We start from the raw sequence: 25646 nt of genomic DNA, 5'->3' as shown, positions 1-25646 counted from the left end.
CCGTGGTAGATTCCCGCCTGCGCGGGAATGACGGGCGGACTGGTATGTTATTCGGTGCCGCTTCCCTTACTCGATGCCATCGACTGCAACTGACGGTATTACTGTTTTTATCGCTACTGCTGACCGGCTGCGTCAGCACAGAAGAACTGTATGCTGAGTACGACTTTCATATGTGCCCGGTGGTGGAACCATTTTTGCAGTCCCCAGCTCCTGGCCTGAGATGGCACAGTGCCGTCTATTTCTCTTATAACAAGAGCGCACTGGCGGAAGATGAAAACAGGAAGCTTCAGGATAACCTTGAGCTGTTAACCATGAATCCCGATTACCGGGTGGTACTACGGGGCTTTGCGGACAGTGTGGCTACCCAGCGTTATAACCTGCCTCTGTCTGAACGACGCTCGAAGTTTGTTGCAGACTGGTTAATAGATAATGGTCTGGCAGCAGCAAGAATTGATCATGTGGGCCTGGGTAAAGACCTGCTGTTGATTGCTCCGGCTGAAGGCCAGAATGAAGATGCAAACCGACGGGTAGAGATGCTGTTACTCGACTCAGAAGGCAGAGTTGTCACGCTGGAACAGCCTTTGTTTAGCGGGGAGCCTGAATCTGATGACGATTAGATATTGCCTGTGCCTGCTTCTGCTCTTCTCTGTTGGAGCAAAAGCGGCGGCACCGGCAGGTTTTATTATCAGAAGTCATGCTGAAGCCAGCTTTGTTGATGAATTTGGCGTGCAGCGTTCAGCCACATCCAACGAAGTGGCTACTCTGGTTCAGGAAGCACCTGGTGTCAGACTGGAACAGAACCAGAGTCGTCTGGTGGTCATTGGCAAGGCTTTTGTATTTCCCCACGTTCTGACCAATACCGGTAATGTAAGCACCCGCTATCAGCTTGAGGTTCCCGATACCGGCGGTATCAATGATATTCGGTTGTTTCATGATCAGAGCAATACAGGGCAGATCGGCAACCATCCGGAAATCAGGGGGCTGGTGTCATTGGCACCGGACGAATCCATGAATATTCTGGTCAGTGGTACAGCGGCTTCTGCCAATACATCCCTGACCCTGCGGGCTGTGGTCAAAGAAAATGACCGTTGCCAGTCCGGCAGCCATGAACAATACCGCTGCTTTGATGAAAACAAAGATACTCTGGTGGTCGGACAGCAGGCTGTTTACAACCTGAATAAACAAATGAGCCAGACCACAGCGTCACCGGAAGAGACCGTTCAGGTCGAACTCAGCTATGAGCGCCTGGACAAGAAGGTTGATAGCAGTCGGCTGGTAGCCATTGATGTACTGCCTGAAGTGATGACACTTGATCCCACAAAAAAGGTGTGGAGCTGTGATAACCAGGGTTTAAACTGCACCGCGTTAAAATCCCCCATAGCGACAGGCGACGATGGCTTTGAAGTGAAGCCGGTGACGGTTGACGGTGTTAACCGGCAGGAAGTGAAAATCCAGTTGACCGGGCATCAATCGAATAAAAAGGGCATCATCAAATTTTCAACCACCATTAACTACGGCTTTGCTGGACAGACGTTTTTTAACAGGGCGGAGTACTACTCCCTTAATGAAGACGAAAAGCAGGTTTCTAACCGGGTGCCTATACATATAAAAGGGGCAGGAGTGACTGTAAATGGCAACCGTTACCGTTCGCTAAAGGATCCGGGTGGGGTTGTTATCGTACCTTCAGCAGAATCAGGGGGTGTTGTTGAGTTTATTAACTATGTCTGGAATACCGGTAATCAGTCAGCTGACTATCGGGTGTATCCCGACATAGACGGAGGAAGTAACACTTTTCCACCGGGCAGCCTCTATTCTTTGTGTAAAAGCAATGACGACAGTAGTTGTACGACTTTCAAAGACTATCCAGAGATTTCTGTCCGTAAACTGACACCCGGAAAACATCAGACTGTCAGACTGCGGGTAAAGTTACCGGTTGATATTAAACCTGAATATATTCGTAAGGATGGTTATAACATCCGGCTAAAAGCAGAAGATGCTAACAATAAAGCAGTCCATGATGATGCACTGAACCTTCTTGGGCATATCAACGATGGCACTCTGGCGGTGGATCTGACCTTTGGGCAGTCGTTAAAGGATAATACCAGTGCTCCCGGCAAGGGACCCGGACCGGAATCCAGCCCTCTTAAAACCATTACAGCAAAACCGGGTAGCCGCGCCCTGTTCGAAACAGTTTTTGTCAACAATACCGGCAAAAAGCCCGACAGTTATAACCTCCGCCTGATAGCTGCGCCGGGAACCTCATTACCTGAGGGGCTGAAAATACAGTTCCTTAATCGTCACAACCGACCCATCTCGAATACTGGTGTGATCAAAGGGAATGGTGAGACACCGCTAAAAATAGCGATTGATCTGCCCGAACAGGCAAAGCCGGGGCATTACTCAATGTATATTGAAGCCAAATCTCCCGCTACCGGCGAGCAGGATAAGCTGCATCTGGGCATCAATATCGTAGCGTCCGAGGGACTGGTGCTGGAACCCAACGGTGAAAGCACGGTGGCTCCCGGCAGCTTTGTAACCTTTTCCCACCGTTTGGCTAACACCGGCCATGGCGATATTAAGGGGATCAGGCTGGTCGTCAGCGATGACCAGAGCTGGCAACCACTGGTTTATCACGATAAAAACGGCGATGGTCAGATAGCTGATGGGGAGTCAGTCATTACTGACCCTGTAGGAGTTGCAGCTGGCCAGGTTATGCATCTGGTTGTCAAAGTGTTTGCTCCCGCAAATGCCTCTCAGGGTAGCCGGGAAACCATTACCCTGAAGGCTCTCTGGCGTAACAGGGAGGGGCAGGATCAAACTCTGGCTGTGCTTGATATCGCCACGGTGGACAATACCCATGTGACCATCGTTAAAGAGCAGGCGCCCTGGGATTGTATGAGCGCACTGCCGACCCACTTTTCAAAGGATCGCTTTCCAGCCAGGCCGGGAACCTGTGTCGTTTATCGACTGACTGCCAGCAACCTTGGTTCTGAACGCATTCAGCAAGTAGTGATTCATGATGCAGCCCCGAACTTTACAGCTTTTTGTGAGCAGTCAGGGCTGCCAAAAACTCAGGGCCGGGTTCCGGGGCAGATTCATGTCAGCGGTCAGGGGATCAATGCCAGCTGGTCAGATGGGTTGATGCCGGGTGAATCCGTTGTCCTGTTTTTTGGGGTTCGCATTGAATAGGTTCATTGGTGTACAGAAAGTAAATTTCATGGCAGTCAGTTTTTGTTCCAGTCAATTATTGCGTCGTTCTCTGTGGCGCTTCCTGTGGCAGCTGATGGTGTTAACGCTGCTGATGGTGTTTGCTCTTCAGGGGTGGGCGAATATCAGGATTGATTCTGCCGGGAGCAGTAAAGAAAAGATTGCAGCCACCATCAGGCAGAGTCTTTTAGGGCCGGGGGTAGAAATCAGCAATGTTAAGCTGGTCAGATACAGTAAAAGCCGGGTAGGGCTGTTCTCTAATGGTGGCAGTGTTCCTGACTTTGATATTGAAAAAGGACTGGTGTTGTCAACCGACAGCGTCAAAAAGCTGGAGGGCACTGCCAAAAACCAGTTTAATGAAGGTCAGATTGATGAAGAGCTTGGCGGTGAACCCGACACTGACACTTTTTCGTCTAAGTACCAAGATGCAGACCTGAGAAAAATAATGGGGTCTGACATCGGGCAGTATGACCTGCTGGTGGTGACCTTTGATCTGAAACCACAGCGGGACAATATTACCGTCGATTTTCAGTTTGGCTCCGATGAGTATGAAGAGTTTGTGGGGTCACAATATGTCGATGCCTATGGTTTTTTTATAAGCGGTGAGGGTATCAACGGGGAGTTTACCGATGGTGCGGTTAATATTGCGACACTCCCCAACGGTGAAATGGTGTCAACCAACTTCGTTAACCATGGGGATTGGGGGACGTTTTGTAAATACAGGAGCAATATCGAGAGGTGCAAAAAGATTAAACATGATTTTTTCAATACCCATTACTATCACAGCAATGTTCAAAAAGTTGGAAAAAGTGTAACGCCAAGAAAAACTGACAGGATGAAGCTGTTTGGCTGGACAAAAAAAGTCCGCAGTCGTCTACCTGTTAAAGCCGGTAAAACCTACAAATTTAAAATTGCTATCGCTAACGGTTCAGACCGAAAGTATGACAGCAGCGTCTTTATCGAAGCCTTCAGAAGCCAGCGCAAGTTCAGCGGTGCAGTGTATGAACACAGAACCGGAGCCGTCGACAGAAACAAAATAACACCCTTTGCCAACGCCAGGGTACACCTGTTTAACGACAAGGGTCAGGTGGTTCAAACGACAAACACCACAAAAGCTGGCGAATATACCTTTTTTGTTAATGACGCAGGTGCTTACACGGTGGCGGTAGACGCTGCCAGGCTTGGGTCCCGTGCTGATATATTGCCGGAACAAACCTGGGCAGGCGTTGGGGCTGTTTGCGCAGATGGTCGTGGTGGCACCCGAACATTGAAGCAGGCTGGTTATTGTTATGGTGGAAGAAACGCGGGAGAAACTGACCAGATAGGAACCAGGCCTAATCGGGATAAAGCTCAGCATATTATCCATATACCGGCTGGAAACGCTGAAGGCAATCATCTTGATTTTGGATTCAGCTACGAGTTAGTGACTCATGCAAAAGACACTGGTCAGGGTAGCCTGAGGCAGTTCATCACCAATGCAAACTTTAGAAAAGCCCGAAACATGCTGTTTGTGCCAGTGGTTCCTCAAAATAATGAACGGGGCTGGAAAATAACGCTTGCAAGGCCGTTAACGCCATTACTTACCCCCAATACGGTTATTGATGGCAAAGCCTGGAGTTTTGCACAACCGGACCAGGAGGAAGCATTAACGCCAAAAAACGTAAGAACCGGATACAGTGCCGGAATAAACCATTATCCGCTGAGTGATTTCCGTAGTCCGGATCTTGAAATTACGGGATCCAGAGGGAGGTATACCATTCTATTGGAAGCGAATGGTCAGACATTGCGAAATACCGCCATAACCAGTCCTGTGTCAGCAAACCAGATCATCGGCGTTAAGGTAAAGGAAGGTATCTCAGGTATTCAGATCAACAACAATTTTATTGGCGTAAATTACAGCGGGCAGTTCGAAAAAAAACAAACACTCTATGCAGGTGTTGAAACCGGTGATCGCAGCGACGTGAACATCAGCCATAACCTGATTATTGGAACCCTCCTTACTGGCATGAATTTCAGAGGCTCCGGACATATTGAGTACAACCTGATTCTGGATAATGGCACCATCGGTATTACCAGTGATGGCATTTCACTGCAAAGTACGTCTCCCTCTGAAACGGGCAGGAATGTCATTATCACTAAAAACCATATTAATGGTGCTAGCGGCGTTGCCCTTGAAGGCTGGCGCTTTATTAAACCTGAGCGGTTGTATATTACTGACAATACGCTGTCTGGCAGTGGGCGGGCTCAGAAGTCTACCCATGGTGAAGGTGCTGGTTTGCGCCTGCAGGCACGGTCTGATGGTGGCGACAGGGTCAAGGTATCCGGCAACCTGATTGAGAACAATAGCGGACCGGGCGTGGTGATTTCGAACATGGATAATGTATTGAGTCGCACAGCAAGGGGCAACTGGATTACTGGTAACCTGTTCAGGAGCAATCGCGTCAATGGCGTGGATATGCCCATTGACCTTTCGGTGAAAACCGCAGCTGGCGACGGCCCTACTGAAAACACTGGCCAATACGAAGACGGCTGGCCCAACCGGGGTATTGATTCGCCGGTGATTCATCATGCTTACATTTCTGATGACAAGCTGGTACTTGAGGGGAGCCTGATGAATGAGGCGATTTCCCCAGCAAGCGTTGAGTTTTATAAGAAGACAGGGGGTGAATATCGGCCACTGTTTATACGTTCAGAAAACGACATGCGCACCGGAAATGATGCTAAAAACCAGTCCAGTTACGGAGCTCGCTATCGTCGCAACGATGGGAAAATGCTGGAGAAAAAACGGTTTCATATAGAACTTCCATTGCCTGAAGCAAAGGTAAAAGACGGTGATCAGATAACCGCTATCCTGATTGACAGCCAGAGGAATACCTCTGAATTTGGCACTGTAACAACCGTTGTCAGGGCGGGAAAGATTCGTACTTCGTTATGGCATGATCTGAACAGCAATGGTAAGCGGGAACCGGGGGAGCCGGGAATTGCCGGGATTAAAGTGGAGCTGTCTTATTTCGACAAAAAATCGTCAACGTTATCTGTGGTAGAGGTGCTCGAAACCGACAAGGATGGAACGTTTAACCTTGATGGTGTTCCGGCGGGGGAATACCAGCTTAATGTAATTCCCGGACAGCCGATGCTGGCTGGTTACCAGCTGGCTCCCGGAAGTAAAAACCCGGCTCCGGTTAAGGTTCAGGCGGGTCAGTTATCCAGAGTTGGCTTTGGTTATATTGAAGGTACTCCTGAATTTGAATTCACACTAAACCATCGTCGTGTTGTTATTCCCGGCACCGCTGTCAGTTTTCAGCACCGGCTGGTCAGTTCCTTTGACGGCAACGTGGTGCTGAAGCCTGAATGGATCAGTGAGTCTGGCCAGCAAAGCGTTGACTGGCCCATTGGGTTAAAGCAAGTGAACTGTAATGGGGAGTCTGACGGCGGTTCTTCGATATCAGCCCCTCTTGACCTGAAAAAAGGGCTGCCTGTTTGTATTCAGGCCAATAGTTTTGTACCGCCTAATGCGCCCTACGGTTTACAGGCATTAATGAATATTACCGCTGAATTCCGGAAAAGTGGTCAGGTGTCGGATGAGCCACCATTGATCGCCAGAGTGCAGAATCACCTGACGGTTTCCGATCAGAAAAGTGATCAGCTGGCATTAAAAAAATGGGTCGAGAATATAAGTCTTAAAGAGGGTAAAACCACATCGAACAAGGCCGGTTCCGGAGATACTCTGCAATACACTGTTGAATTTACCAATGCGGGTGCAATGCCACTGAAACAGCTCGATATCATTGACAGCACACCGGCTTTTACGACGCTGGCCGAGCGTATTCATTGTCCACAGGTATTACCGGATGGTCTCACCAGTTGCGAAGAAGTGTTGCCCGGAAAGTCTGAAAACAGTGTTGGGTACACCGGTAAACTGATCTGGCGTTTTTCTGGCAGCCTCTTACCGGGTCGAACAGGGAAGATTCAGTACAAGGTAAGAGTGGAGTGATATCAGGCGGTAGCTAATTGCAAGCATAATGATAATGATTTGCATTAGTCTGACTGATTGGCTAGTATATTCCGCGCTGTGGAGCAGGGATGTTCAAAGCTATCTCCTGTTACATTGCTATTTGTTGGCTATTTTAGCCACGTTCAGGTGTCTGAACAGTGAATCGTAAAAAAGGATTCGCCTGATCAGGTACCTGTTGTCATTGTGGGCTGACGGAGGTTAGTCAGTACCACAGAAGTCGACAACCGGCTCCCGCACGGACGCCAATACTGATAACGCACACATGAAATTTTCCAAGCATTCCCTGGCGCTGGCTATTATGGCGGCCTCGGTTTCTGTTGCCCACGCACAGGCAGAAACCTCTTCTGACGATCACTCCGGTAAACACTATCAGCCAACTCTGCTGAATCAGGTGACGGTATCGGCTACGCGGACAGAAAAGCAGTTAAAAGATATTGCTGGCTCCGTCGTTGTGGTGGATGAAGAGCAAATTGAAAAGAACATGGCTACCGATATCAAGCATCTGGTGCGTTATGAGCCGGGGGTGACGGTTGGCTCTGATGGTCGGAGTGGTTCCGAAGGCTTCAATATCCGGGGCATGGACGGCAACCGGGTTAAGATCATGGTGGATGGGGTTGATCAGCCTCAGCAGTTTAAAGCCACGGGGGCCAACGCCCTTCGCTCTCAGAGAAACTTTGTTGACGTAGACTCCCTGAAAGCGGTGGAAATTGTTAAAGGGCCATCGTCTAGTCTCTATGGCGGTGATGCTATTGGTGGCATTGTGGCTTTCCAGACCAAAGACCCTGAAGATTACCTGAAGCTAGAAGGTGATGATACCGCAGCGTCTGTCAAAGGGGCTTACACCAGTGCCGATAAGGGACTAGCGACGACTTTTACTCTTGCTAACCGTACCGGTGATCTGGAAAGCCTGCTGATTTATACCCACCGGAAATACAATGAGACCAAAACTCACAGCGGTCTGGATGTGAATGGTGAAAGCCGGGGTAAGGCTGACCCGATGGATTTTGTTGGTGGGAACCTGCTCGGTAAGCTCCGCTATCAGCTAAACGACAATCATCGTATTGGTCTGGATGCTGAGTATCAAAAAAGTAAAAGCGACATTGCCCTGAAATCTGGGCTTGGGGGAACGATACCGGTTAATACGACGGGCAATGATAAGAAGGAACGCAAGCGGATTGGTGTTTTTCATGAGTGGGAAGCATCAGTAGTGGCTTTTGATCGAATGAGATGGCAATTAGACTGGCAGGACTCCCAAACAAAACAAATTACTGATATTCCAGCTTATACGAATATTATCATTCCGAAACCACATCGCAAACTGGACTATCGATACAGGGAAAAATCTCTGAAACTGAGTACACAGTTTGAGAAGACTTTTGCAACTGGGGATATTAGCCATAATCTTGTTTACGGTGCGGATATTAGGAAAGTTAAGTTAACCAGTACTCGGAAAACATTTTTAGTGGATGAGAATAAGATCGATCCAGATGCAGCCGAATTCTATGCTCCTGAAGTAGATAACCTGTCTTATGGTCTGTTTGCCCAGAATGATATGCAAATCACTAAAAGGTTCAAACTGAGTCCGGGATTACGTTATGACAGTTTTGACTACAAACCCAAAGGTAAGACTGACGATGGCAAAGAAGCCAAGCGTAGTAAGGGTGATAAGCTGACAGGAAGGCTGGGTGCTATCTATGATCTGAACGACAATCTGTCAGTATTTGGGCAGTTGAGCCAAGGATTCAAAGCGCCTGGCATCTACGAAATGTACTACACCACCCCCAAAGGGTGGTCAAATAAGATTTTGGCTAACCCGAATCTAAAGCCAGAGGAAAGCAATAGCATTGAATTGGGTTTTCGTGGAGATCATAGGGTTGGCAGTTTTGAGCTTACCGGTTTCTTCAACCGCTACAAAAACTTCATTGATTTGAGAACCGTAGAAGAAAAATTTTTATCTACTACTAATCAACACCAGAACATTAGTAAAGCTGAGATCAAAGGTGTCGAGTTCCGTGGTGAGCTCTGGCTCGATGAAGCCTTCAATGCTCCAGCAGGTACCAGCCTGAGAACCTCTATTGCCTACGCTCGGGGTAAAAATAAGGAAAATGACAAGGCATTGAACTCTGTAGCCCCTCTGACCGCTGTCCTTGGCTTGGGCTATGATGACGTTTCCGGTAACTGGGGTGGTGAACTGGCTTGGACTTTGGTGAAAGGCAAGTCGGCTTCTGACATTGATCATTCTGATGTCAAGCAGGGCTCTAAAAAGCAGTTCAACCCTGCCGGTTACGGCATCGTTGATCTGACCGCTTACTACCATCCAATGGATAACCTGACCCTGAGAGCCGGTCTGTTCAACATCACTGATAAAAAGTATCACCAGTGGCAGAATGTCCGTGGCCGTAACACCGACGACAAAGGACTGGATCGTTACACCCAGCCGGGTCGGAACTTCTCCGTCAGCGTCAAGTGGGATATCTGATCACCCTGCCACCATTCACGCTTGTGCAGCAGTCGCAAAAAGCTGTACAAGTGTGAAACAAACTTTGCACCATTATCCCTGCGCAGGCGGGGAGCCACTTCCCCAACCTTGCCTAATCCTCATTTCATATTGAGAAGACTTTTCTTATTCGCAGGGAACTATTCTGAGCTAGAATGTACAAAATTTTATACGCAGTGCTAGGAGCCTGTCGGACTTGTAACAAGTCCAGAAAAGAAGGCGGCATCATAACCCTGCTGCCTGTTTAAGCTACTGTGCAAGCTGTTCTCACAACCGCCACTCTTACCCGTAAATAGTAAAACATCGCCCAAAAAGCTCTGTATGCAGCCAGAAGTTGAATCATAAATAACCAATTTTCAATGTCCGCCATCGCCATGGCAAACATTTTCTTCAGATTGAAGCCTGTGCAGAGCAGATCCCATTCAGCAGACACCTCTGCAAAGCCTCGAACCAGAAATTGGCGATACCCCATCACTTCTTTCTGTATTCCAAAGGTTGGTTCAATCGTACTTTTCCGCAAGGCATAAACAGCCCGACCTTCTTTTGTCTGCAGCCGCCAACGCATCAGGTCTAATGCTGTTACATCGTCGCCTTCCGGCATAGGATCATCAGGTTTAAAGCGCTCCATCAAAGGTTTATTGTGGGCATCACGCTTCTCTGCGATATACGCAGTTGCGCCATAGTTATCCACAGCTGACACATTACTCTCACTGAAGTAGCCTGTGTCTGCCAGGATCGCTTCGGGCTTGCCAAGTTCGTCTTCACGAGTTGCCAGTTCTTCAAGGGCTGGCTCTACCTGCTGTTTGTCGTTTGTTGCCTGAGTAATGTGTTTTTCTACGATCAGTCCGCTTTCAACATCAACTGCAGCCTGCGCATTATAAGCTTGTTCATAACTGCCGCCTGATGTTGGCATGATGCGGGAATCACGATCTGTCAGATTGACCTGGTCTTTGTCTCTTGGGTCTGCCTCTGGGGCTTTGGGTTCTCTACCCCTCGGCTTTTTTCCAGACTCCCTGATCGCTTCCCTGCGAGCCACTTTTTCCTCATATTCTTCCAGCTCGTATTGGTATCGCTCCTCAGCGCGACGCTCTATTTCTGCTTTTGCTTCGGCAATAACAGCAAGGCGATCTTCCCTACGCTTGAGCTCCTCTGGAATAGAAAGCTCTTCAGGCTGCTCTTCTGCATCGGCTTTCTCTGCCATTTTCAGGAGCTCATCCACCTCAGACTTGAGCTGTTTTTCCAGCTTGCAGGCATACTCGTAGCTGAGGGCTTTGTGTTTGCTGGCATTCGCTTTCATTTTGGTGCCATCCAGACTGATGGTTCCCATTTTTAACCACTGGGCTTCTTTAGCGATCATTAGAATCTGGGTAAACAGGTTGCTGATTTCCTTGCGAAACCGCTTCCGGAAAGCATTAATACTGTCATGATCTGGGTGTTCATTGGCACAGATATAGCGGAAAGCAATAGAGTCGTGAGTAGCCTTCTCCAGCTTTCGGCTGGAAAAGACACCTGTCGCATAGCCATAAAATAACAGCGAGAGCATGAGCGATGGATGCCAGGCTTTGGAACCTCTACCGCTGTAGGACTTGATGAACGGATCAAGATCGAGCTGCTCGACGACCTCTACAACAAAACGGGCGAGATGACGTTCCGGCAAATAATCATCGACACTGGCGGGAAACATGTCTGGAATACTGCGGTCAACGGGTCTGAAAGTCCATCTCTTCATTTGTCAGAGGTTGCTTGCTTGAAAAGTGATTATTGGCAATTATGCCAGATTTTTGCTCTAAGTCCGACAGGCTCCTAGACTATTGAGTAACGAAAAGCCGATAAAGTGGATGGGAAGTGCTCTGGATGACCTGCTCCAGTTTCCTGATCCGGCTAAACGAGAAGCGGGTTACCAGTTAAGCCGTATACAGAATGACCTGGAGCCGGAGCACTGGAAAGACTTTAAAATGGTTGGCGCAGGGGTGAAGGAAATCATCATTTCTGAGGATGGTGATGCTTTCCGTGTAATGTATGTCGCCAAATTTGAAGAAGCGGTATACGTACTGCACAGTTTTCAGAAAAAAACCCAGCAGACCAACAAGCAGGATAAACAGATCGCCAGCCGACGTTATAAACAAGTTGTTGCTGAGCGTAGTAAAAAGAGGAAAGGTGGATGAGTAAACGGATTATTGGTCATACGACCCCTACAGGTGGCAATGTATTTTCTGACTTGGGATTCTCCCCTGAGGAAGCTGAGAAATTAAAAGCAGACTCAGATCTTAAAATCAAAGCAGATCTAAAAATTCAGCTGATGACAGAAATTACGAAGACCATTCAGGAGCGTCACCTTAAACAGGAGGAGGCGGCCCTGCTGATGAATGTAAACAGACCCAGAGTCTCTGATGTGATGACAGGAAAAGCCAGCAAATTTACTATTGATGCATTAGTGGTAATGCTACAAAGGCTAGGAAGGTCTGTAATCCTGAAGATTGCCTGATTCTGCGCACTCAACCATAAAGTATCAGTCGGCAGGCGCTGATCAAAACATGGATCGTTGACATGATCAGGAGTCAGCACTCCTGACCATGCTCCGCCATCATCATTGACTAAAGCCACAGATTAATTCCCACCACAATAATAAACAGTATCACCACCACGCCGGTCAGGGTCATTAGAGTTTTTAGAGTGTCTCTCATAATTACCACCGAACAGTCAATGGTCACTAGCTTATTCAAGGCAGGCTGATTGTCGTAGGAGAGTTTGGTAATTCCCGTGTTTTGAATTGTAAGTGTGATTTGCACGACTGTACCGTATAGAAACTTGTATAAATGTACAGTAAGCTGTTTTTTTAATAGCGTGTCTGAGAAGAGTTCTACATGGCCATACTTCTGGGTATTGATCCTGGTTCCCGTATCACCGGCTATGGCGTTATCGAGGAGGTCGGTAACCAGTGTCATTATGTGGCTTCAGGTTGTATCCGTGTTCGGGATGCTTCACTGCCGGAAAAACTGCAACAGATTTACGACAGTGTTTCGGCCCTGGTGGAGCAGTACTGCCCGCAAAGTGTGGGAATAGAGCAGGTGTTTATGTCACGTAATGCCGACTCGGCATTAAAGCTTGGGCAGGCGCGGGCGGCGGCGATTGTGGCGGCTGTCAATCATAAGCTGGAAGTGGCGGAGTATTCTGCCCGTCAGGTCAAGCAGGCCGTGGTAGGTAAGGGTTCGGCGGATAAGCATCAGGTTCAGCACATGGTGACTTCGATTCTGAAACTCAGTTCAACACCACAGGCAGATGCTGCCGATGCGCTGGCGATAGCCCTTTGCCATGCCCATACCCGTGCCAGTCTGGTGAGAATGGCAGGAGTGAGCGGAACAAGAAATCGTCGCCTGACCGGAAGATAGTTCAGTCTGAATGGCTTAGTCTGAATAGCTCGGTCTAATTTGGGTGAGCGCATAAGTGGAAGGCGGCACAACACAACAGCAGATCCAGAATCTGCTGGGGTTTATAGATCTGCTTCAGTTGCTTCCAGTGTTGCTCGCTGATGGTCTGTTCTCGATAAAGCGCTTCTGTAACACGCAAAACCAGTGCTTCCCGGCTCTCCCAGCCGCTGGATATCTGGCCTTTCGCAACCCGTTCAAGATCGCTGGCCTGCAGTCCGGCATCCAGGGCGCAACGGGCAATATCGGGTATCAGATGACGGGCACCAGCGAGATGCGCACTGCGCAGGGCGCTCAAAGCTCTGTCTCTTACAGGCAGGCTGGTATAGCCCTGCATATAACCAGTGAAACTGCGGGCAGGTGGCTGAAGGGTGGGGGCGCCTTCCTGTTTATGAGCCATATCGTTCAGCAGGATACGTTGTGACACGATAAAAGGAATCGGTATGGCTCCGCCGTCAATAGCCGGGTGGTATTCACTGGCAAGACCTGCGCTGGGAAGCAGTTGCCACAATGCGTTGAAGAAGGTCTTGAGTCTTTCCATAAGCGTATTCCGGAATGCGTGATTTTAATGCGTTAGTTGTTTTAGAGCTGGCGGAAAATACAAAGTTCGTAGCAGGCAGGTCATTGTTAGACATTCTTACGCTCTGGTCAGTCTGCGGGACGCTAAGAGGTTGAAAATGATAGGAAGAATCCGTGGAACTCTGGTAGAGAAACAGCCCCCTTATTTGCTGGTGGATGCCGGTGGGGTGGGTTATGAAGTCGAAGCGCCGATGTCGGTGTTTTTTCAGCTTCCGGAGGCGGGTGCGGAAGTGGTTTTGTTCACGCATTTTGTGGTGCGTGAAGATGCCCAGCTGCTTTATGGTTTCGGCAGTCGTGAAGAGCGGGAGCTGTTTCGAACCCTGATTAAAGTGAATGGAGTGGGGCCGAAACTGGGGCTGACCCTGTTGTCAGGGATTGATGCACAGACTTTTGTACGCTGCGTTCATGAAAATGACAGTGCCACTCTGGTGAAGCTGCCGGGTGTTGGCAAGAAAACAGCGGAGCGCCTTATTGTTGAAATGAAGGACAAGCTCGACCGCTGGCAATCTTCACCACTTCTGGATGGTAAGCCCATGATTGTGGGTAGCGCTATGGCAGAAGCTGCCCGTGATACCGAACAGGAGGCTGTCAGCGCTCTGGTGGCTCTGGGCTACAAGCCGCAGGATGCCAGTAAAGTGGTTGGTAAAGTGTTTGTGGAAGGTATGGAAGCGGAAGAAATCATTCGTCAGTCGCTGAAAAGTATGATCTAAAACCTGCGTCAACTATCTCTCTGGTGAAGAGTTTGTTGACGCAGGAGTCTGTCAAATCTGCTCTGTATGAAGTTTTGATGCTTTTTTGTGGTGATTCATCTGGTGCGGCAGCAGCCTGATCAGATCAATCACCACGATCAGGGTTGCAGCCCAGATTAAACCATAAGTGACCCATTGTGCCGCTTCAAACGATTCCTGCAACAGGGCTATTGCGACCACAAAGATAAGAGCAGGCTCCAGATAAGACAAGAGTCCAAACAGGCTGAAAGGCAGTTTGCTGGAGGCGTTGACATACATCAGCATTGAGCAGACCGAGATAATGCCAAACAGAGGCAGCAGGAACCACAGGGAAGGTGTGTTCTTTACCAACAAGGTGAACTCGCTGCTTTGCAACAGAAAGTAGAGGGCAAATGGCAGAAAGATTGACTGCTCGAAGAGCATGATGGTGATCACGCTGGCTTTTACTTTCCGGCGTACCATGAAGTAAACCGGGTAAAGCCCGGCAACCACCAGAGACACCCAGGGCAGCTGCCCCTGTTGCCACAGTTCAACAGCCACTCCGGTCACTGCCAGGGCACTGGCCAGCTTCTGGGACAGGCTCAGCTTTTCGCCATAAAACAACCAGCCGGTCAATGCCAGTGTCAGAGGTAACAGGAAATAGCCCAGTGCCAGCTCTTTGGTTTGCTGGTTGACCGGCGCCCAAACAAACAGCCACCACTGGATGCCGACCAGTGCCGTGCCGGGTATCAGAAACAACAGGTTACGGCGATGGCTGAGCATTTTTTTCACATCATGCCATTGATCGCTTAGCGTAATGGTGATCATCAGGCACAGGCTTCCGGTCAGCATGCGTACCCAGAACAGCTGGTTGCCACTGATATAAAGCTGTTGTACCAGCCATGGTGTCAAGCCGAACAGGATGGAGGCCATCACTGAACAGGTGAGCCCACGACCGTATTGATAGTGAGATGGACTGGATATCTGGTTCATACGTACTGATTAAAACCTGAAAGGCACTTTGAAAAGCCAACGGGATACAAAGGATAGCGAAAATTTTCAGCTGCGATTCGTTTTCTGACAACGAAATGATACGCTGAGGGGATTCTATAGCAGGCTTTGAAATGATTGAAGCAGATCGATTGATATCAGCGGCACCACGCCCTGTTGAGGAAGCGCAGGATCGGGCGATCCGTCCGGTTAAACTGGTCGACTATGTAGGTCAGCCAAAAGTTCGCGAACAGATGGAAATCTTTATTCAGGCTGCCCGTCTGCGTCAGGATGCCCTGGACCATACCCTGATTTTTGGCCCGCCCGGACTGGGTAAAACCACGTTGTCTCATATTCTTGCCAATGAGATGGGCAGTAATATTCGTTCCACGTCAGGGCCGGTACTGGAAAAAGCAGGGGATCTGGCAGCGCTTCTGACCAACCTGGAACCTAATGATATTCTCTTTATTGACGAGATTCACCGGTTGAGTCCCGTGGTAGAAGAAGTGTTGTATCCAGCCATGGAAGACTATCAGCTGGATATTATGATCGGTGAAGGACCTGCTGCCCGCTCTATTAAACTGGATTTGCCGCCGTTTACTCTGGTGGGGGCTACCACCCGGGCAGGCTTGCTGACATCGCCACTGAGGGATCGGTTTGGTATCGTTCAGCGGCTTGAGTTCTACAGTATTGACGACCTGACTCATATTGTGGAGCGTTCTGCCGGAATACTGGGGGTAGAAATTGAAGAGGTGGGAGCCAGAGAAATTGCCAGACGTTCCCGTGGTACTCCCCGTATTGCTAACCGGTTGCTGCGCCGGGTGCGTGACTTTGCGGAAGTGAAAGGCAGTGGCCTGATTGACCAGTCTACGGCAGATGCCGCATTGAATATGCTGGATGTCGATGCCAGTGGTTTTGACCATATGGACCGGCGTCTGCTGCTGGCTATGATTGAGAAGTTTGATGGTGGCCCTGTCGGGGTAGACAGCCTGGCAGCCGCCATCAGCGAAGAGCGCGATACCATTGAAGATGTACTCGAACCCTATCTTATCCAACAGGGCTTCATCATGCGCACACCACGTGGCAGGATGGTCACCAGGCATGCCTATACGCATTTTGGCCTGGGCGCCAAAGAATAACCGTTGCTGATCTGTCAGGGGGGGACTTCTATCCCCCTGCGAGCATTTCTGAGAGCGAGAAGCCTCTTCACTTTCCATAGCCTTTCCATAGCCTTTCCTGCACTTCTGTTGATACCCGTTTTTTGTCGGTCAGATTAAATTCAGTTGGCTGGAGTCCCGTTAACTGTCTATGTTGTGACTTGACCTCAATTTACTAGCCAAAGGACGCAGCGTACGGGCAGGCAACTGTTTTTTTAGCTGCAACAATCTCCTCTGCTCATTGCAGGCACTTTCTCCGTTGGGGGAATCATGTATTGAGGCTGGAGCAGAATCCGGGGCGCAAAACGTATCAAACGATTTATGTCTACCTCAATCAGGCAAAAGATTACGTTATTTACCCTTGCACCTGCTGTCGTTTTCTACAGCCTTGTGACGGCTGTATACCTTTATTTCACCTTTCATGCCGCTTCTGTGGAAATCAGTCACAGTCACCTGGAGCAGAGCCTTCGTTATGCCAGTGTCATCGACGGACATTTGCAGGGAATACATCTGGCGGGCAAGAGTCTGGGGCTGCTGCTGGATCAGCAACCTTCATCGGAGAACCTGAGTGCAGTGCCTGTAAATGCATCAAAATTGCTGGGGAATGCACGACTGGTGCTGGGAGTTGGGCTGACCTTTCCTTCTCAGCCGGAAAAAAATCGTTACTGGAATAAACGTGCAGATCTGTTTTCCAAAATGCCTGACCATTATTCCGTACCTGATCTGCCTGAAGCGCTTTTACAGGAATATCTTAATGGGCAGCGAGTTAAACCGGACTGGCATGTTAACCGTGTTTCCAGCCAGTCTGCGGTGTTTCGCTCTACTTATATGGTGCCGGTATCGTTTCGTGATGGTGCCTTCGCAGTATTGCGGATTGATATTGATGGCTCTCTTTTAACGGCTCCGTTGATTTGGGCAGACACAAGAACCCGGCTGGTCATACTCGACCGGCAGGGTATAACGGTTTACGCAAACAGTATTTTTCTGGAGAAGAACAGGGAACTGCGTACTTTAATTAACAGCGGACCTTGTGACGGTTACAGTCAGATCAACGCGACCCGTGAAGATACCGGTGAACTGGTTGATTTTATTACCCGCCCCATTAAAACCCATTTGGGTAAGCCGCCCTGTGCTGTTTTTGATGAGGCATTCCGGCGGGTGACGGATAACAGGCAATCTATTAATTTCAGGGTGGAGGTGCGCGGCGTAAAGAAGTGGGTCACTGCTACCCCAATTCCTTCTACTGGCTGGTATTTCAGTATCAGCATTCTGGAAGAGAGCATTCTGCAGCCCATTGTTCGTCAGGCGGTAATCAGTGTAAGCCTGATTGCGCTGGTGTTGATTCTGACCATGTTTAGCCTGTGGGCGGTATCTGGCCTGATTACGCGCCCACTGAACAGGCTGAAGTCGCAGATGAACGAATTTGCCACGCCTTATGGTCTGAATTCGGATGACCGTCATTGTGATGAGGCGGCCAGTCTGGATTACAGCTTCAATATGCTACTGCAGAGGCTACAGGATCGTGAGCGGTCGTTGCAAAAAGCCAGGGTGAACAATATCGGTCATCTGGTTCAACAGCTTAAAGGTCAGTATTTTTATTTTAATCTTGATTCGGGCGGAGTCGTGACTTACGTCAGCCCTTCTATCAAGGCCATCCTTGGTTATGGTGAGCAGGAGTTCGCCGGCAGGATGCACCTGTACCTGTCGCCTTCCGGATTGAACCGGGGGTTTTCTGATAAGCTTTCCGCGCTGGTATCCGGTCAGTGGGAAGAAGCCTTTGAAGTGGAAATGGTGCATAAGGATGGCAGTGTCCGCCGGGTGGAACTGTTCTGCACGACTCATGAAAAGCCGGTAACGGTAGCCGGTGAAGACTCTGTAAAGCACGGGCAGGTGCCGGTTGTTATTGAGGGCATGGCGAACGATATTACAGAACGTACTAACGATACCGAGAAGTTCAGACAGTTGATTGCATCAGCTCCGGATGCAACCGTGATTTGTAATCAGGACGGTATTATTTCACTGGTCAACCGGAAGGTCACGGAGCTGTGTGGCTTTATCGAGTCACAACTGGTAAACATGCCTTTGGCTCTGCTGGTGGCTCCCGAACGACGCTATGGCGAACCCTTGCTGGCTCCGGTTGATCCTGCCAGACCTGAATACCATTGTGTTGATGAGTATCTTACAGAAGGGATTACTGAGTCAGGGCGTCGTTTTCCCATGGAGGTGTCCAGCAATGTACTGGAAACGGCAGAGGGAAAGCAAATTTCCATTGTTCTGAGAGATGTCACGGAACGCAAGCGCATTGAAGGAGAGCTGGTTCAGGCCAAGACCAGCGCGGAACAGGCGAGTCAGGCCAAATCAATGTTTTTGTCCAATATCAGTCACGAATTACGTACCCCGCTCAATGGTGTGTTGGGTTATGCGCAGCTGCTGTTGGCGGACGCCCGGGTGCCGGAACGTTATCGGGATACCCTGTCTTCACTGGAAGAGTGTGGGCTACACCTGATGACCTTGATTAACGATATTCTCGATATGACCAAAATTGAGAGCAGTGGTGTTGAGCTGGACTCTCAACCTTTCGTGCTTGAGAGAATGTTGAGTACTGTACGAGCAAACGTTAAGGAAGTTGCCCGTTCAAAAAATCTGTTTCTGGACGTGGATGTTGACCCGAACATCAGCCCGGAAGTTGTCGGTGACAGTGTGAAGCTGCGACAGGTATTGATCAATCTCATGGGTAATGCCGTTAAGTTTACCGACAATGGCAGTGTTATGCTGCGGGTGAACAGAGAGCGTCGACGGCTCAGTTTTGCCGTGATAGATACTGGAACGGGTATCAGTGCAACGGATCAGGCCCGGCTGTTTAAGCCCTTTGGTCAGCTCAAATCCGGGCGTAAGCAGGGAGGAACCGGTCTGGGGCTGGCGATCAGCTACCGTCTGGTTAAGGCGATGGGCGGGGAGTTGAAAGTGTCCAGCCAGTTGCATCGCGGCAGTAAATTCTACTTCAGTCTTCCTTATTTGCCGGTAACGGTGGATGCCGGATCGGCTGTGGAGCATAAGCTGGAGCAGCCCGGAGTACCAGAGGATTATCATAATCGACGTATTCTGGTGGTCGATGACAGCGAAACCAATCGGGATATGCTCAGTAATGCCCTGCGCAGTGCGAATTTTATAGTAGAAGAGGCTGCGGATGGGACTGAAGCTGTCGAGCAGTGCAAGCAGTACCATTATGATCTGGTGTTAATGGACCTGAAAATGCCGGTCATGGACGGCGTGACGGCAACCCGGCTGATTCATGAGCAGTCAGATAACGAAGCGCTCAGTGTGATAGCGGTTTCAGCCAGTGTATCGGACGCGACCCGTGAGAGCGTTGGCAGTGCTGGAGTGTGCGACTTTATCAGCAAACCCGTCCGCTTCAGTGAACTGTTCAGCAAAATCTATCGCTGGATAGGGGAAGGCGCTGATACTCAGCACAGCAAAACCTGCGACACCGATTATACTGACGTGTCGCTGGAAGATGTTGAAATGATGCTGTCGAGTATTTCTGCCTGTCTTGATATCGGTGATGTCAGTTCTCTGAACGATCTGGCAGAACAGTGGTCAACAAATAATAAGGGCCTGGGACATTATCCGGGGCAGATCAAACAAAGCTGTGGAGCGCTGGATCTGACCGGATTGGAAAGCATCAGGGAAGAATTACTGGGTCGATTACGAGCTGCTGATCGCTCAAGAGAGGTCAATAATGATGAAGGATATAGAGAGACCTGAACACAGATATAGGCTGTACGGCGTATTATTGATACTGACCATGTTGGTCGCTGGTTGCAGTAATAATGTCCGGGTTGATGCCCAGCCATCGGCTCCCGGTGTCTTTGGGGACGGTTTTTCACTGTCTGAAACATCCTGCCACAGAGTCACGGGTGGGACGGCTGAGCTGCCGATTGACCAGTACCATGCCGGACGGTGCTATGAGCAGGGTGTCGGAGTGCCAGCCTCTATGGAGCAGGCCTTCAAGTACTACACCATGGCTGCCCGCTGGGGTATTCCTGAGGCGCAGGAAGCCCTGAGACGATTTGGCCAGCCGGTGCCGCAGGCTGATATGCTGCAGCGCCAGCAGGGTATGGAACAGAAATTGCAGCAGGACCGGCGCAATGAAAACCTGCAGAAACTTGAACGAGAACACATTGATGCCATTCGATGGCGCGGTTACCATGCACCTTATCACTATCACCACCGGCGCTATCACCACCGGCGGTGTCACTGGTGCTACTAGTACATCGTTTCATTCAAACCGTATTCTGGTAGATGGCTTCAATGCCTTCTACGCGCTATGTGAGTATGCCATCAAAGTCTTTCAAGGTTTTCAGCGATCTGGTTTAATGACCTTACTGAATATATGAGTACACTGTCGTGAGTTCTGACGCCCCTTTTTCCAGCCTTCAGCGGGTTTATTACGAAGACACTGATGCTGCTGGTATTGTTTACCATGCCAATTACCTCAAATTTATGGAACGCGCTCGTACTGATTTGTTGCGGCATATTGGTATGGGGCATCAGGTCATGAGTGAATTGGGCAGAGTGTTTGCGGTGACCAGTGCTGATGTTCGTTTTCGTCACCCGGGCAGACTGGATGACGAAATATCTGTAACTGTAGAAATTTCTGAAGTAAAGCGTGCCAGCCTTGTTTTTCGTCAGTCCGTCCTGCTCAATCAGGGGCTGAATAATGAGCGGGTACTGTGTACAGGAGAGTTTGTTGTCGCCTGTCTCGACAGCGCTTCAATGAAGCCTGTCAGTATTACAAAAGCCTTACGGAGTCTATGCCTGAATGTCAGCAACACGTCACAGGTTTGATGGTATGATACACCCTGTTTTTAAATTAACTGCAAGCGAGGTAATCAGTGGCTGATAGCATGTCCATATGGTCGCTGATCAGTAATTCCAGCTGGGTTGTGCTGTTAGTATTGCTGATGCTGATTGCGGCTTCTGTCGCTTCCTGGGTGATGATTGTTCAGCGTGGTTTGTTGATTCGTAACGCTCAGCAAAGCATGCTCGAATTTGAGGATCGGTTCTGGTCGGGTATGGACCTTTCCCAACTGTTCCGGGAATTGCAGGATAACGCCAGTCCGGACGAAGGTCTGGAGAATATTTTCAAGGCAGGCTTCCGTGAGTTCAGCCGCCTGCGCAGCCTGGGGACCTCGGAAGCGGATGCCGTTATGGAAGGCACCCAGCGAGCTATGCGGGTTGCCATTTCCAGAGAACAGGAGAAACTGGAAACCCATCTGCCATTCCTTGCCAGTGTCGGTTCAACCTGTCCTTACGTCGGCCTGTTCGGAACCGTTGTCGGGATTATGAACTCGTTCCGTGGACTGGCCCAGGTGCAACAGGCGACGCTGGCTTCTGTTGCCCCGGGTATTGCTGAAGCTCTGATGACTACAGCGGTTGGCCTGGTTGCAGCCATTCCGGCCGTTGTAGCTTATAACCGTTATGCGTCGCGGGTTGATGCCCTGCTCGCCAGCTATGAAACCTTTGCCGATGAGTTCCACAGCATTCTGCATCGTAAGGTTCACAGCCGTTCCAACCGACCAGAAGCGGGCTGAGGAGACTACTGTCTATGGCGCGCTCCAGAACAGGTCGCAAAGTGATGTCGGAAATCAATATGGTTCCGTTTATCGACATCATGATGGTATTGCTGGTTGCCTTTATGGTCAGTGCTCCAATGCTGACCCAGGGGCTGCAGGTCGACCTGCCAAAAACAACCAGTCAGTTAATACCCCTGGAAGAAGATATTGAAGCGTTGATTATTTCAGTCAAGGCGGATGGTGAATACTTCATTGATCTGGGGGCAGAACGGGAAGCTGCAAAAGGACTGGATGTGATTGCTGAAAAGGTGGGCAAGGTGTTGTCTGCCAGCCCCCGTACCCAGGTGTTGATCAAGGGAGATCGAAAGGTGGCTTATGGCTCTGTGATTGAGTTAATGGCAGGGCTGCAGTCAGCCGGTGTCGAAAATGTCGGACTGATTACTGATCCGGCGGAACTGGATCGGCAGGAAAACTAACGGCTGCTGCTGATGAAGAAAGTATTGAACCGGATACTGAACAAGGTTTTTCGTAAAGCAGCCTTTCGTGGCTACAGTTTTCCAGTTGTCGTCTCGCTTCTTTTGCACGCCTCATTATTACTGCTGCTAAGCACCAGCTGGTCGGTTGAGCGTCAGTTGAATATTGTTCCTCCCCGCAATATCAAGGCGAGTCTGGTTGAAACAGTGCAGTCTGCTCCGCAGCCCCGCCCCCAGCCGCAGGTAGACGACTCTGCTCGCAAAGCTCGGGAGGCTGCTGAGCGCAAGCGTCAGGAAGCTATTCGGGAAGAAAAGCAGCGTCGTCTGGCAGAGGAAAAACGCCAGCGGGAAATTGCCCTGCGAAAAGAGCAGGAAGCCCGGGAAAAAGCGAAAAAAGAAGAGGAAGCGCGTAAGGAACGGGAGCGTCAGCGCAAACTGGAAGCAGAAAGGAAGCGCCAACAGGAAGCTGAACGTCAACGCAAACAGCGGGAAGAAACACTGCGCCAGCTGGAACAGGAACGAATCCAGAGAGAGCAACAGGAAGCGGCAGCCCGGCAGGCTGCTGAACAGGCCGAGAAAGATGCGGCAGAGGTTCGCTATTACAGCGAGTTGCTGAATAACCTCATTGTTAATAACTGGAATCGTCCGCCCAGCGCCCGCAATAATATGACAGCATTGCTGCAGGTTACCCTGTCGCCATTTGGTGACCTGCTGGAAGTTAAGCTGCTGGAAGGCAGTGGCAGTGACTCTTTTGACCGTTCTGCGGTACAGGCCGTACAGCTTGCAGCGCCATTTCCAGAGTTAAAAAAGCTGGATCGCAGAATATTTGATGCCAGCTTCCGACGCTTTAATTTCAGGTTCAGGCCAGAGGATCTAGTTCGATGACTCGTTTGATGACTCGCTCGATAAATACGACAACGAGCCACTTTGACCCGGGGAGAGGGGGCACTATGACAACAGTCAGATGGTTTGCATCCTTTGCCCTGCTGCTTCTGGTTCAGCTGGCTCTGGCGATGCCGGCAAGGGCTGAGCTGACTATTGAAATTACCCATGGTAATGATCGTGCGGTACGCATGGCTGTGGCACCGTTCAGTTTTGACGGCAAGACAATTCTGCCAGAAGATATGGCAGGAACCATCAGTGATGATTTGCGACTCAGTGGTCTGTTTGATCCGCTGAAACGGGAAGATATGCTCAGTTTTCCCAGCAAAGAGTCCAATGTCTTCTATCGTGACTGGAAGGTGCTTGGGGCTTCTTATCTGGTGATCGGCCGGGTTAGCCAGAGCAGTGGTCAGTATACGGTTGACTATCAGCTGTTCGATGTACTGCGCCAGCGCTCTATTCTGAAAGGGCAGGTTCGGGGCGTTGAAAGCCAGCTGCGAACCATGGCGCATACCATCAGTGATGCTGTCTACGCAAAAATCACCGGCATCCCGGCCGATTTTTCAACCCGCTTAATGTATGTGACTGCCCAGAGACATAGCATTGATAACACCGATTATCAGTTAAACTATGCCGATGCCGATGGAAAGCGGGCGCGTGTTATCGTCCGTTCCAAAGAGCCTATTCTGTCGCCTGCCTGGTCGCCAGACGGCCGTCGTATTGCTTATGTGTCTTTTGAAGCGGGTAAGCCTGCTATCTTCCTGCAGGAACTGGCAACAGGCAAACGACAGAAACTGACTGACTACAAGGGTCTGAACAGTTCGCCGGTATTCTCTCCGGACGGTAAGCAAGTAGCCCTGGTGTTGTCTAAAGGCGGTAATCCGGATATCTATGTCAAGGATCTGGCTTCCGGCAAACTGAGTCAGCTGACCCGACATTATTCCATTGATACTGAACCGGACTGGATGCCAGACGGCAACAGTATTGTTTTTACCTCGAACCGGGGTGGTAGTGCGCAGATTTATCAACTGGATGTTAAACACTTGTCTGATGGTTCTGTGGAGGCAGTTGGCAATCCCCGTCGCCTGACGTTCAAGGGACGTTTCAATGCACGGGCAAAAGTCTTCCCGGATGGTAAATCGCTGGCCCTGGTACACAAGGGGCAGGGCGCAGCCGAATTTAACATCGCAATTCTTGATCTGGACTCCAATCGCCTGAGGTTGCTGACATCAGCACAGCTTGAAGATTCGCCCAGCGTTTCTCCGGGAGGCCGAAGGCTGATCTATGCTGTTCAGGGGGGGAAGCATGGTGAACTGGGTATTGTCACTGCGGATGGTAGGGTAAAATACCGCCTGCCGTCGGCGACTGGTGATGTCCGGGAACCAGTCTGGGGGCCTGCGGTTAGGTAAACGCCGTAAAAAAAGTAGTTGTGTGTATCGCGTTTGTTGCGGTGTGGGCTAGTCCCGTGTAAAGGGTTCTGATACTGTACTGCAACAATCTAACTAACATCCAACTAACTAATATCCAACTAACCAACATTAAACAATTGGAGTCTGTAATGCGAATTGCCAATTATGTTAAGGCAGCCACCTTGGTGGCTTCTGCCCTGTGGCTGGCAGGTTGTGCTTCTACCGGTGGTGAAAGCACATCCGGTGCGGAAACCACGGTAACACCTGAAGAAACGGTTGTGACTGAAAATGTGGTGATTGAAACCATGCCAGTACTGGACCCGGCGGTACAGGCTGTTATGGACAGTGGTGACGTTCAGGCGAGTGCGGAAGAGGTTGAGATGCTGCTGGAGCGCGACACGTTTAACTTTGCTTTTGACAGTTCCAAGCTGAGCGACAGTGATTATAAGGCTCTGGACGTACAGGCGGCTTACCTGAACTCTGATCAGGGTATGGGTAAGAACATTATTGTGCAGGGACACACTGACGAGCGTGGTACCCGTACTTATAACCTGGCTCTGGGTGAGCGTCGAGCCAATGCGGTGAAAGACTATCTCGAAGCGAAAGGCGTAGCCAGCAGCCGTATTGATGTGATCAGCTTTGGCTTCGAGAAGCCGGTTGATCCAGCCCATAACGAAACAGCCTGGGCTAAGAACCGTCGCGCACAGATTGTCATTAACTAATAACTGA

At 49.9% G+C, this 25646-nt stretch carries 19 protein-coding genes and 1 pseudogene; 17 read left to right on the top strand and 3 right to left on the bottom strand.

Going from position 1 to position 25646, the window contains the following annotated elements; genetic code table 11:
• Positions 1-2 precede the first annotated feature (2 nt).
• The 4 genes from NX722_RS12945 (at position 3) to NX722_RS12930 (ending at position 9701) form a co-directional block, all read left to right on the top strand.
• Positions 3-617, top strand: coding sequence for an OmpA family protein (locus NX722_RS12945; RefSeq protein ID WP_262568337.1), 615 nt, complete (start codon positions 3-5; stop codon positions 615-617).
• A complete protein-coding gene (locus tag NX722_RS12940; RefSeq protein WP_262568336.1) occupies positions 607-3189 on the top strand; it encodes a COG1470 family protein in 2583 nt (860 codons plus the stop codon). The genes NX722_RS12945 and NX722_RS12940 overlap by 11 nt, the downstream gene beginning before the upstream one ends.
• 28 nt (positions 3190-3217) lie before the next feature.
• A complete protein-coding gene (locus tag NX722_RS12935; protein ID WP_262568335.1) occupies positions 3218-7201 on the top strand; it encodes a choice-of-anchor L domain-containing protein in 3984 nt (1327 codons plus the stop codon).
• Positions 7202-7484: 283 nt separating this feature from the next.
• A complete protein-coding gene (locus NX722_RS12930; protein ID WP_262568334.1) occupies positions 7485-9701 on the top strand; it encodes a TonB-dependent hemoglobin/transferrin/lactoferrin family receptor in 2217 nt (738 codons plus the stop codon).
• A gap of 400 nt (positions 9702-10101) precedes the next feature.
• Here the strand turns inward: NX722_RS12930 and NX722_RS12925 are convergent.
• Positions 10102-11448 (bottom strand): annotated as a pseudogene (locus NX722_RS12925) (IS1182 family transposase); the annotation flags it as partial.
• An 82-nt stretch (positions 11449-11530) separates the two neighbouring features.
• Here NX722_RS12925 and NX722_RS12920 point away from each other — a divergent pair.
• From NX722_RS12920 to ruvC, 3 genes are all read left to right on the top strand, one after another.
• A complete protein-coding gene (locus tag NX722_RS12920; RefSeq protein ID WP_262568333.1) occupies positions 11531-11884 on the top strand; it encodes a type II toxin-antitoxin system RelE/ParE family toxin in 354 nt (117 codons plus the stop codon).
• Entirely contained in the window at positions 11881-12204 is a 324-nt protein-coding gene (locus tag NX722_RS12915) for a helix-turn-helix domain-containing protein (protein WP_262568332.1), read from the top strand. The genes NX722_RS12920 and NX722_RS12915 overlap by 4 nt, the downstream gene beginning before the upstream one ends.
• 379 nt (positions 12205-12583) lie before the next feature.
• The gene (gene ruvC, locus NX722_RS12910) at positions 12584-13108 is read left to right on the top strand and encodes a crossover junction endodeoxyribonuclease RuvC (protein WP_262568331.1); all 525 of its coding nucleotides are present in this window, start codon (positions 12584-12586) and stop codon (positions 13106-13108) included.
• 34 nt (positions 13109-13142) lie between these two features.
• Here ruvC and NX722_RS12905 read toward each other — a convergent pair whose 3' ends face one another.
• Positions 13143-13685: a carboxymuconolactone decarboxylase family protein gene (locus NX722_RS12905; RefSeq protein ID WP_262568330.1), complete on the bottom strand. Its 543-nt coding sequence runs from the start codon at positions 13683-13685 to the stop codon at positions 13143-13145.
• Between the two features lie 136 nt (positions 13686-13821).
• Between NX722_RS12905 and ruvA the strand changes: the two genes are divergently transcribed.
• The gene (gene ruvA / locus NX722_RS12900; RefSeq protein WP_262568329.1) at positions 13822-14433 is read left to right on the top strand and encodes a Holliday junction branch migration protein RuvA; all 612 of its coding nucleotides are present in this window, start codon (positions 13822-13824) and stop codon (positions 14431-14433) included.
• A gap of 51 nt (positions 14434-14484) precedes the next feature.
• Here the strand turns inward: ruvA and rarD are convergent, their stop codons facing one another.
• Positions 14485-15423 carry an EamA family transporter RarD gene (gene rarD, locus NX722_RS12895; protein ID WP_262568328.1) on the bottom strand — a complete coding sequence of 313 codons (939 nt, stop codon included), beginning with the start codon at positions 15421-15423 and terminating at the stop codon, positions 14485-14487.
• A gap of 131 nt (positions 15424-15554) precedes the next feature.
• Here rarD and ruvB point away from each other — a divergent pair, with 131 nt between their 5' ends.
• From ruvB to NX722_RS12850, 9 genes are all read left to right on the top strand, one after another.
• The gene (gene ruvB / locus NX722_RS12890; RefSeq protein ID WP_262568327.1) at positions 15555-16559 is read left to right on the top strand and encodes a Holliday junction branch migration DNA helicase RuvB; all 1005 of its coding nucleotides are present in this window, start codon (positions 15555-15557) and stop codon (positions 16557-16559) included.
• A 339-nt stretch (positions 16560-16898) separates the two neighbouring features.
• Entirely contained in the window at positions 16899-20342 is a 3444-nt protein-coding gene (locus tag NX722_RS12885) for a response regulator (protein WP_262568326.1), read from the top strand.
• Positions 20317-20847, top strand: a complete 531-nt coding sequence (locus tag NX722_RS12880) for an SEL1-like repeat protein (RefSeq protein WP_262568325.1) — start codon at positions 20317-20319, stop codon at positions 20845-20847. The genes NX722_RS12885 and NX722_RS12880 overlap by 26 nt, the downstream gene beginning before the upstream one ends.
• 137 nt (positions 20848-20984) lie before the next feature.
• On the top strand, positions 20985-21425 hold the full coding sequence (ybgC, locus tag NX722_RS12875) for a tol-pal system-associated acyl-CoA thioesterase (RefSeq protein WP_262568324.1): 441 nt from the start codon (positions 20985-20987) through the stop codon (positions 21423-21425).
• A 59-nt stretch (positions 21426-21484) separates the two neighbouring features.
• Positions 21485-22171, top strand: a complete 687-nt coding sequence (gene tolQ, locus NX722_RS12870) for a protein TolQ (protein ID WP_262568323.1) — start codon at positions 21485-21487, stop codon at positions 22169-22171.
• A gap of 14 nt (positions 22172-22185) precedes the next feature.
• Entirely contained in the window at positions 22186-22629 is a 444-nt protein-coding gene (gene tolR / locus NX722_RS12865; protein ID WP_262568322.1) for a protein TolR, read from the top strand.
• 12 nt (positions 22630-22641) lie between these two features.
• Entirely contained in the window at positions 22642-23511 is an 870-nt protein-coding gene (locus NX722_RS12860; protein WP_262568321.1) for a cell envelope integrity protein TolA, read from the top strand.
• A gap of 65 nt (positions 23512-23576) precedes the next feature.
• Positions 23577-24917, top strand: a complete 1341-nt coding sequence (tolB, locus tag NX722_RS12855) for a Tol-Pal system beta propeller repeat protein TolB (protein WP_262568320.1) — start codon at positions 23577-23579, stop codon at positions 24915-24917.
• Positions 24918-25066: 149 nt separating this feature from the next.
• Positions 25067-25639 (top strand): OmpA family protein, encoded by a 573-nt coding sequence (locus NX722_RS12850; RefSeq protein WP_262568319.1) that lies wholly within the window; start codon positions 25067-25069, stop codon positions 25637-25639.
• The last annotated feature ends 7 nt before the right edge of the window (positions 25640-25646 follow it).

It is taken from the genome of Endozoicomonas gorgoniicola, from assembly GCF_025562715.2.
Classification (GTDB): Bacteria; Pseudomonadota; Gammaproteobacteria; order Pseudomonadales; family Endozoicomonadaceae; genus Endozoicomonas_A; species Endozoicomonas_A gorgoniicola.
The sequence above is the reverse complement of the archived record's forward strand: the minus strand, read 5'-3'. Positions and strand labels throughout refer to the sequence as shown.

What these genes read in the sequence shown, in the direction of transcription:
- NX722_RS12940 (WP_262568336.1), top strand. Translation starts at nt 607, where the DNA reads ATGACGATTAGATATTGCCTGTGCCTGCTTCTGCTCTTCTCTGTTGGA.
- NX722_RS12935 (WP_262568335.1), top strand. Translation starts at nt 3,218, where the DNA reads ATGGCAGTCAGTTTTTGTTCCAGTCAATTATTGCGTCGTTCTCTGTGG.
- NX722_RS12930 (WP_262568334.1), top strand. Translation starts at nt 7,485, where the DNA reads ATGAAATTTTCCAAGCATTCCCTGGCGCTGGCTATTATGGCGGCCTCG.
- NX722_RS12915 (WP_262568332.1), top strand. Translation starts at nt 11,881, where the DNA reads ATGAGTAAACGGATTATTGGTCATACGACCCCTACAGGTGGCAATGTA.
- ruvC (WP_262568331.1), top strand. Translation starts at nt 12,584, where the DNA reads ATGGCCATACTTCTGGGTATTGATCCTGGTTCCCGTATCACCGGCTAT.
- NX722_RS12905 (WP_262568330.1), bottom strand. Translation starts at nt 13,685, where the DNA reads ATGGAAAGACTCAAGACCTTCTTCAACGCATTGTGGCAACTGCTTCCC.
- ruvA (WP_262568329.1), top strand. Translation starts at nt 13,822, where the DNA reads ATGATAGGAAGAATCCGTGGAACTCTGGTAGAGAAACAGCCCCCTTAT.
- rarD (WP_262568328.1), bottom strand. Translation starts at nt 15,423, where the DNA reads ATGAACCAGATATCCAGTCCATCTCACTATCAATACGGTCGTGGGCTC.
- ruvB (WP_262568327.1), top strand. Translation starts at nt 15,555, where the DNA reads ATGATTGAAGCAGATCGATTGATATCAGCGGCACCACGCCCTGTTGAG.
- NX722_RS12885 (WP_262568326.1), top strand. Translation starts at nt 16,899, where the DNA reads ATGTCTACCTCAATCAGGCAAAAGATTACGTTATTTACCCTTGCACCT.
- NX722_RS12880 (WP_262568325.1), top strand. Translation starts at nt 20,317, where the DNA reads ATGATGAAGGATATAGAGAGACCTGAACACAGATATAGGCTGTACGGC.
- tolQ (WP_262568323.1), top strand. Translation starts at nt 21,485, where the DNA reads ATGTCCATATGGTCGCTGATCAGTAATTCCAGCTGGGTTGTGCTGTTA.
- tolR (WP_262568322.1), top strand. Translation starts at nt 22,186, where the DNA reads ATGGCGCGCTCCAGAACAGGTCGCAAAGTGATGTCGGAAATCAATATG.
- NX722_RS12860 (WP_262568321.1), top strand. Translation starts at nt 22,642, where the DNA reads ATGAAGAAAGTATTGAACCGGATACTGAACAAGGTTTTTCGTAAAGCA.
- tolB (WP_262568320.1), top strand. Translation starts at nt 23,577, where the DNA reads ATGACAACAGTCAGATGGTTTGCATCCTTTGCCCTGCTGCTTCTGGTT.
- NX722_RS12850 (WP_262568319.1), top strand. Translation starts at nt 25,067, where the DNA reads ATGCGAATTGCCAATTATGTTAAGGCAGCCACCTTGGTGGCTTCTGCC.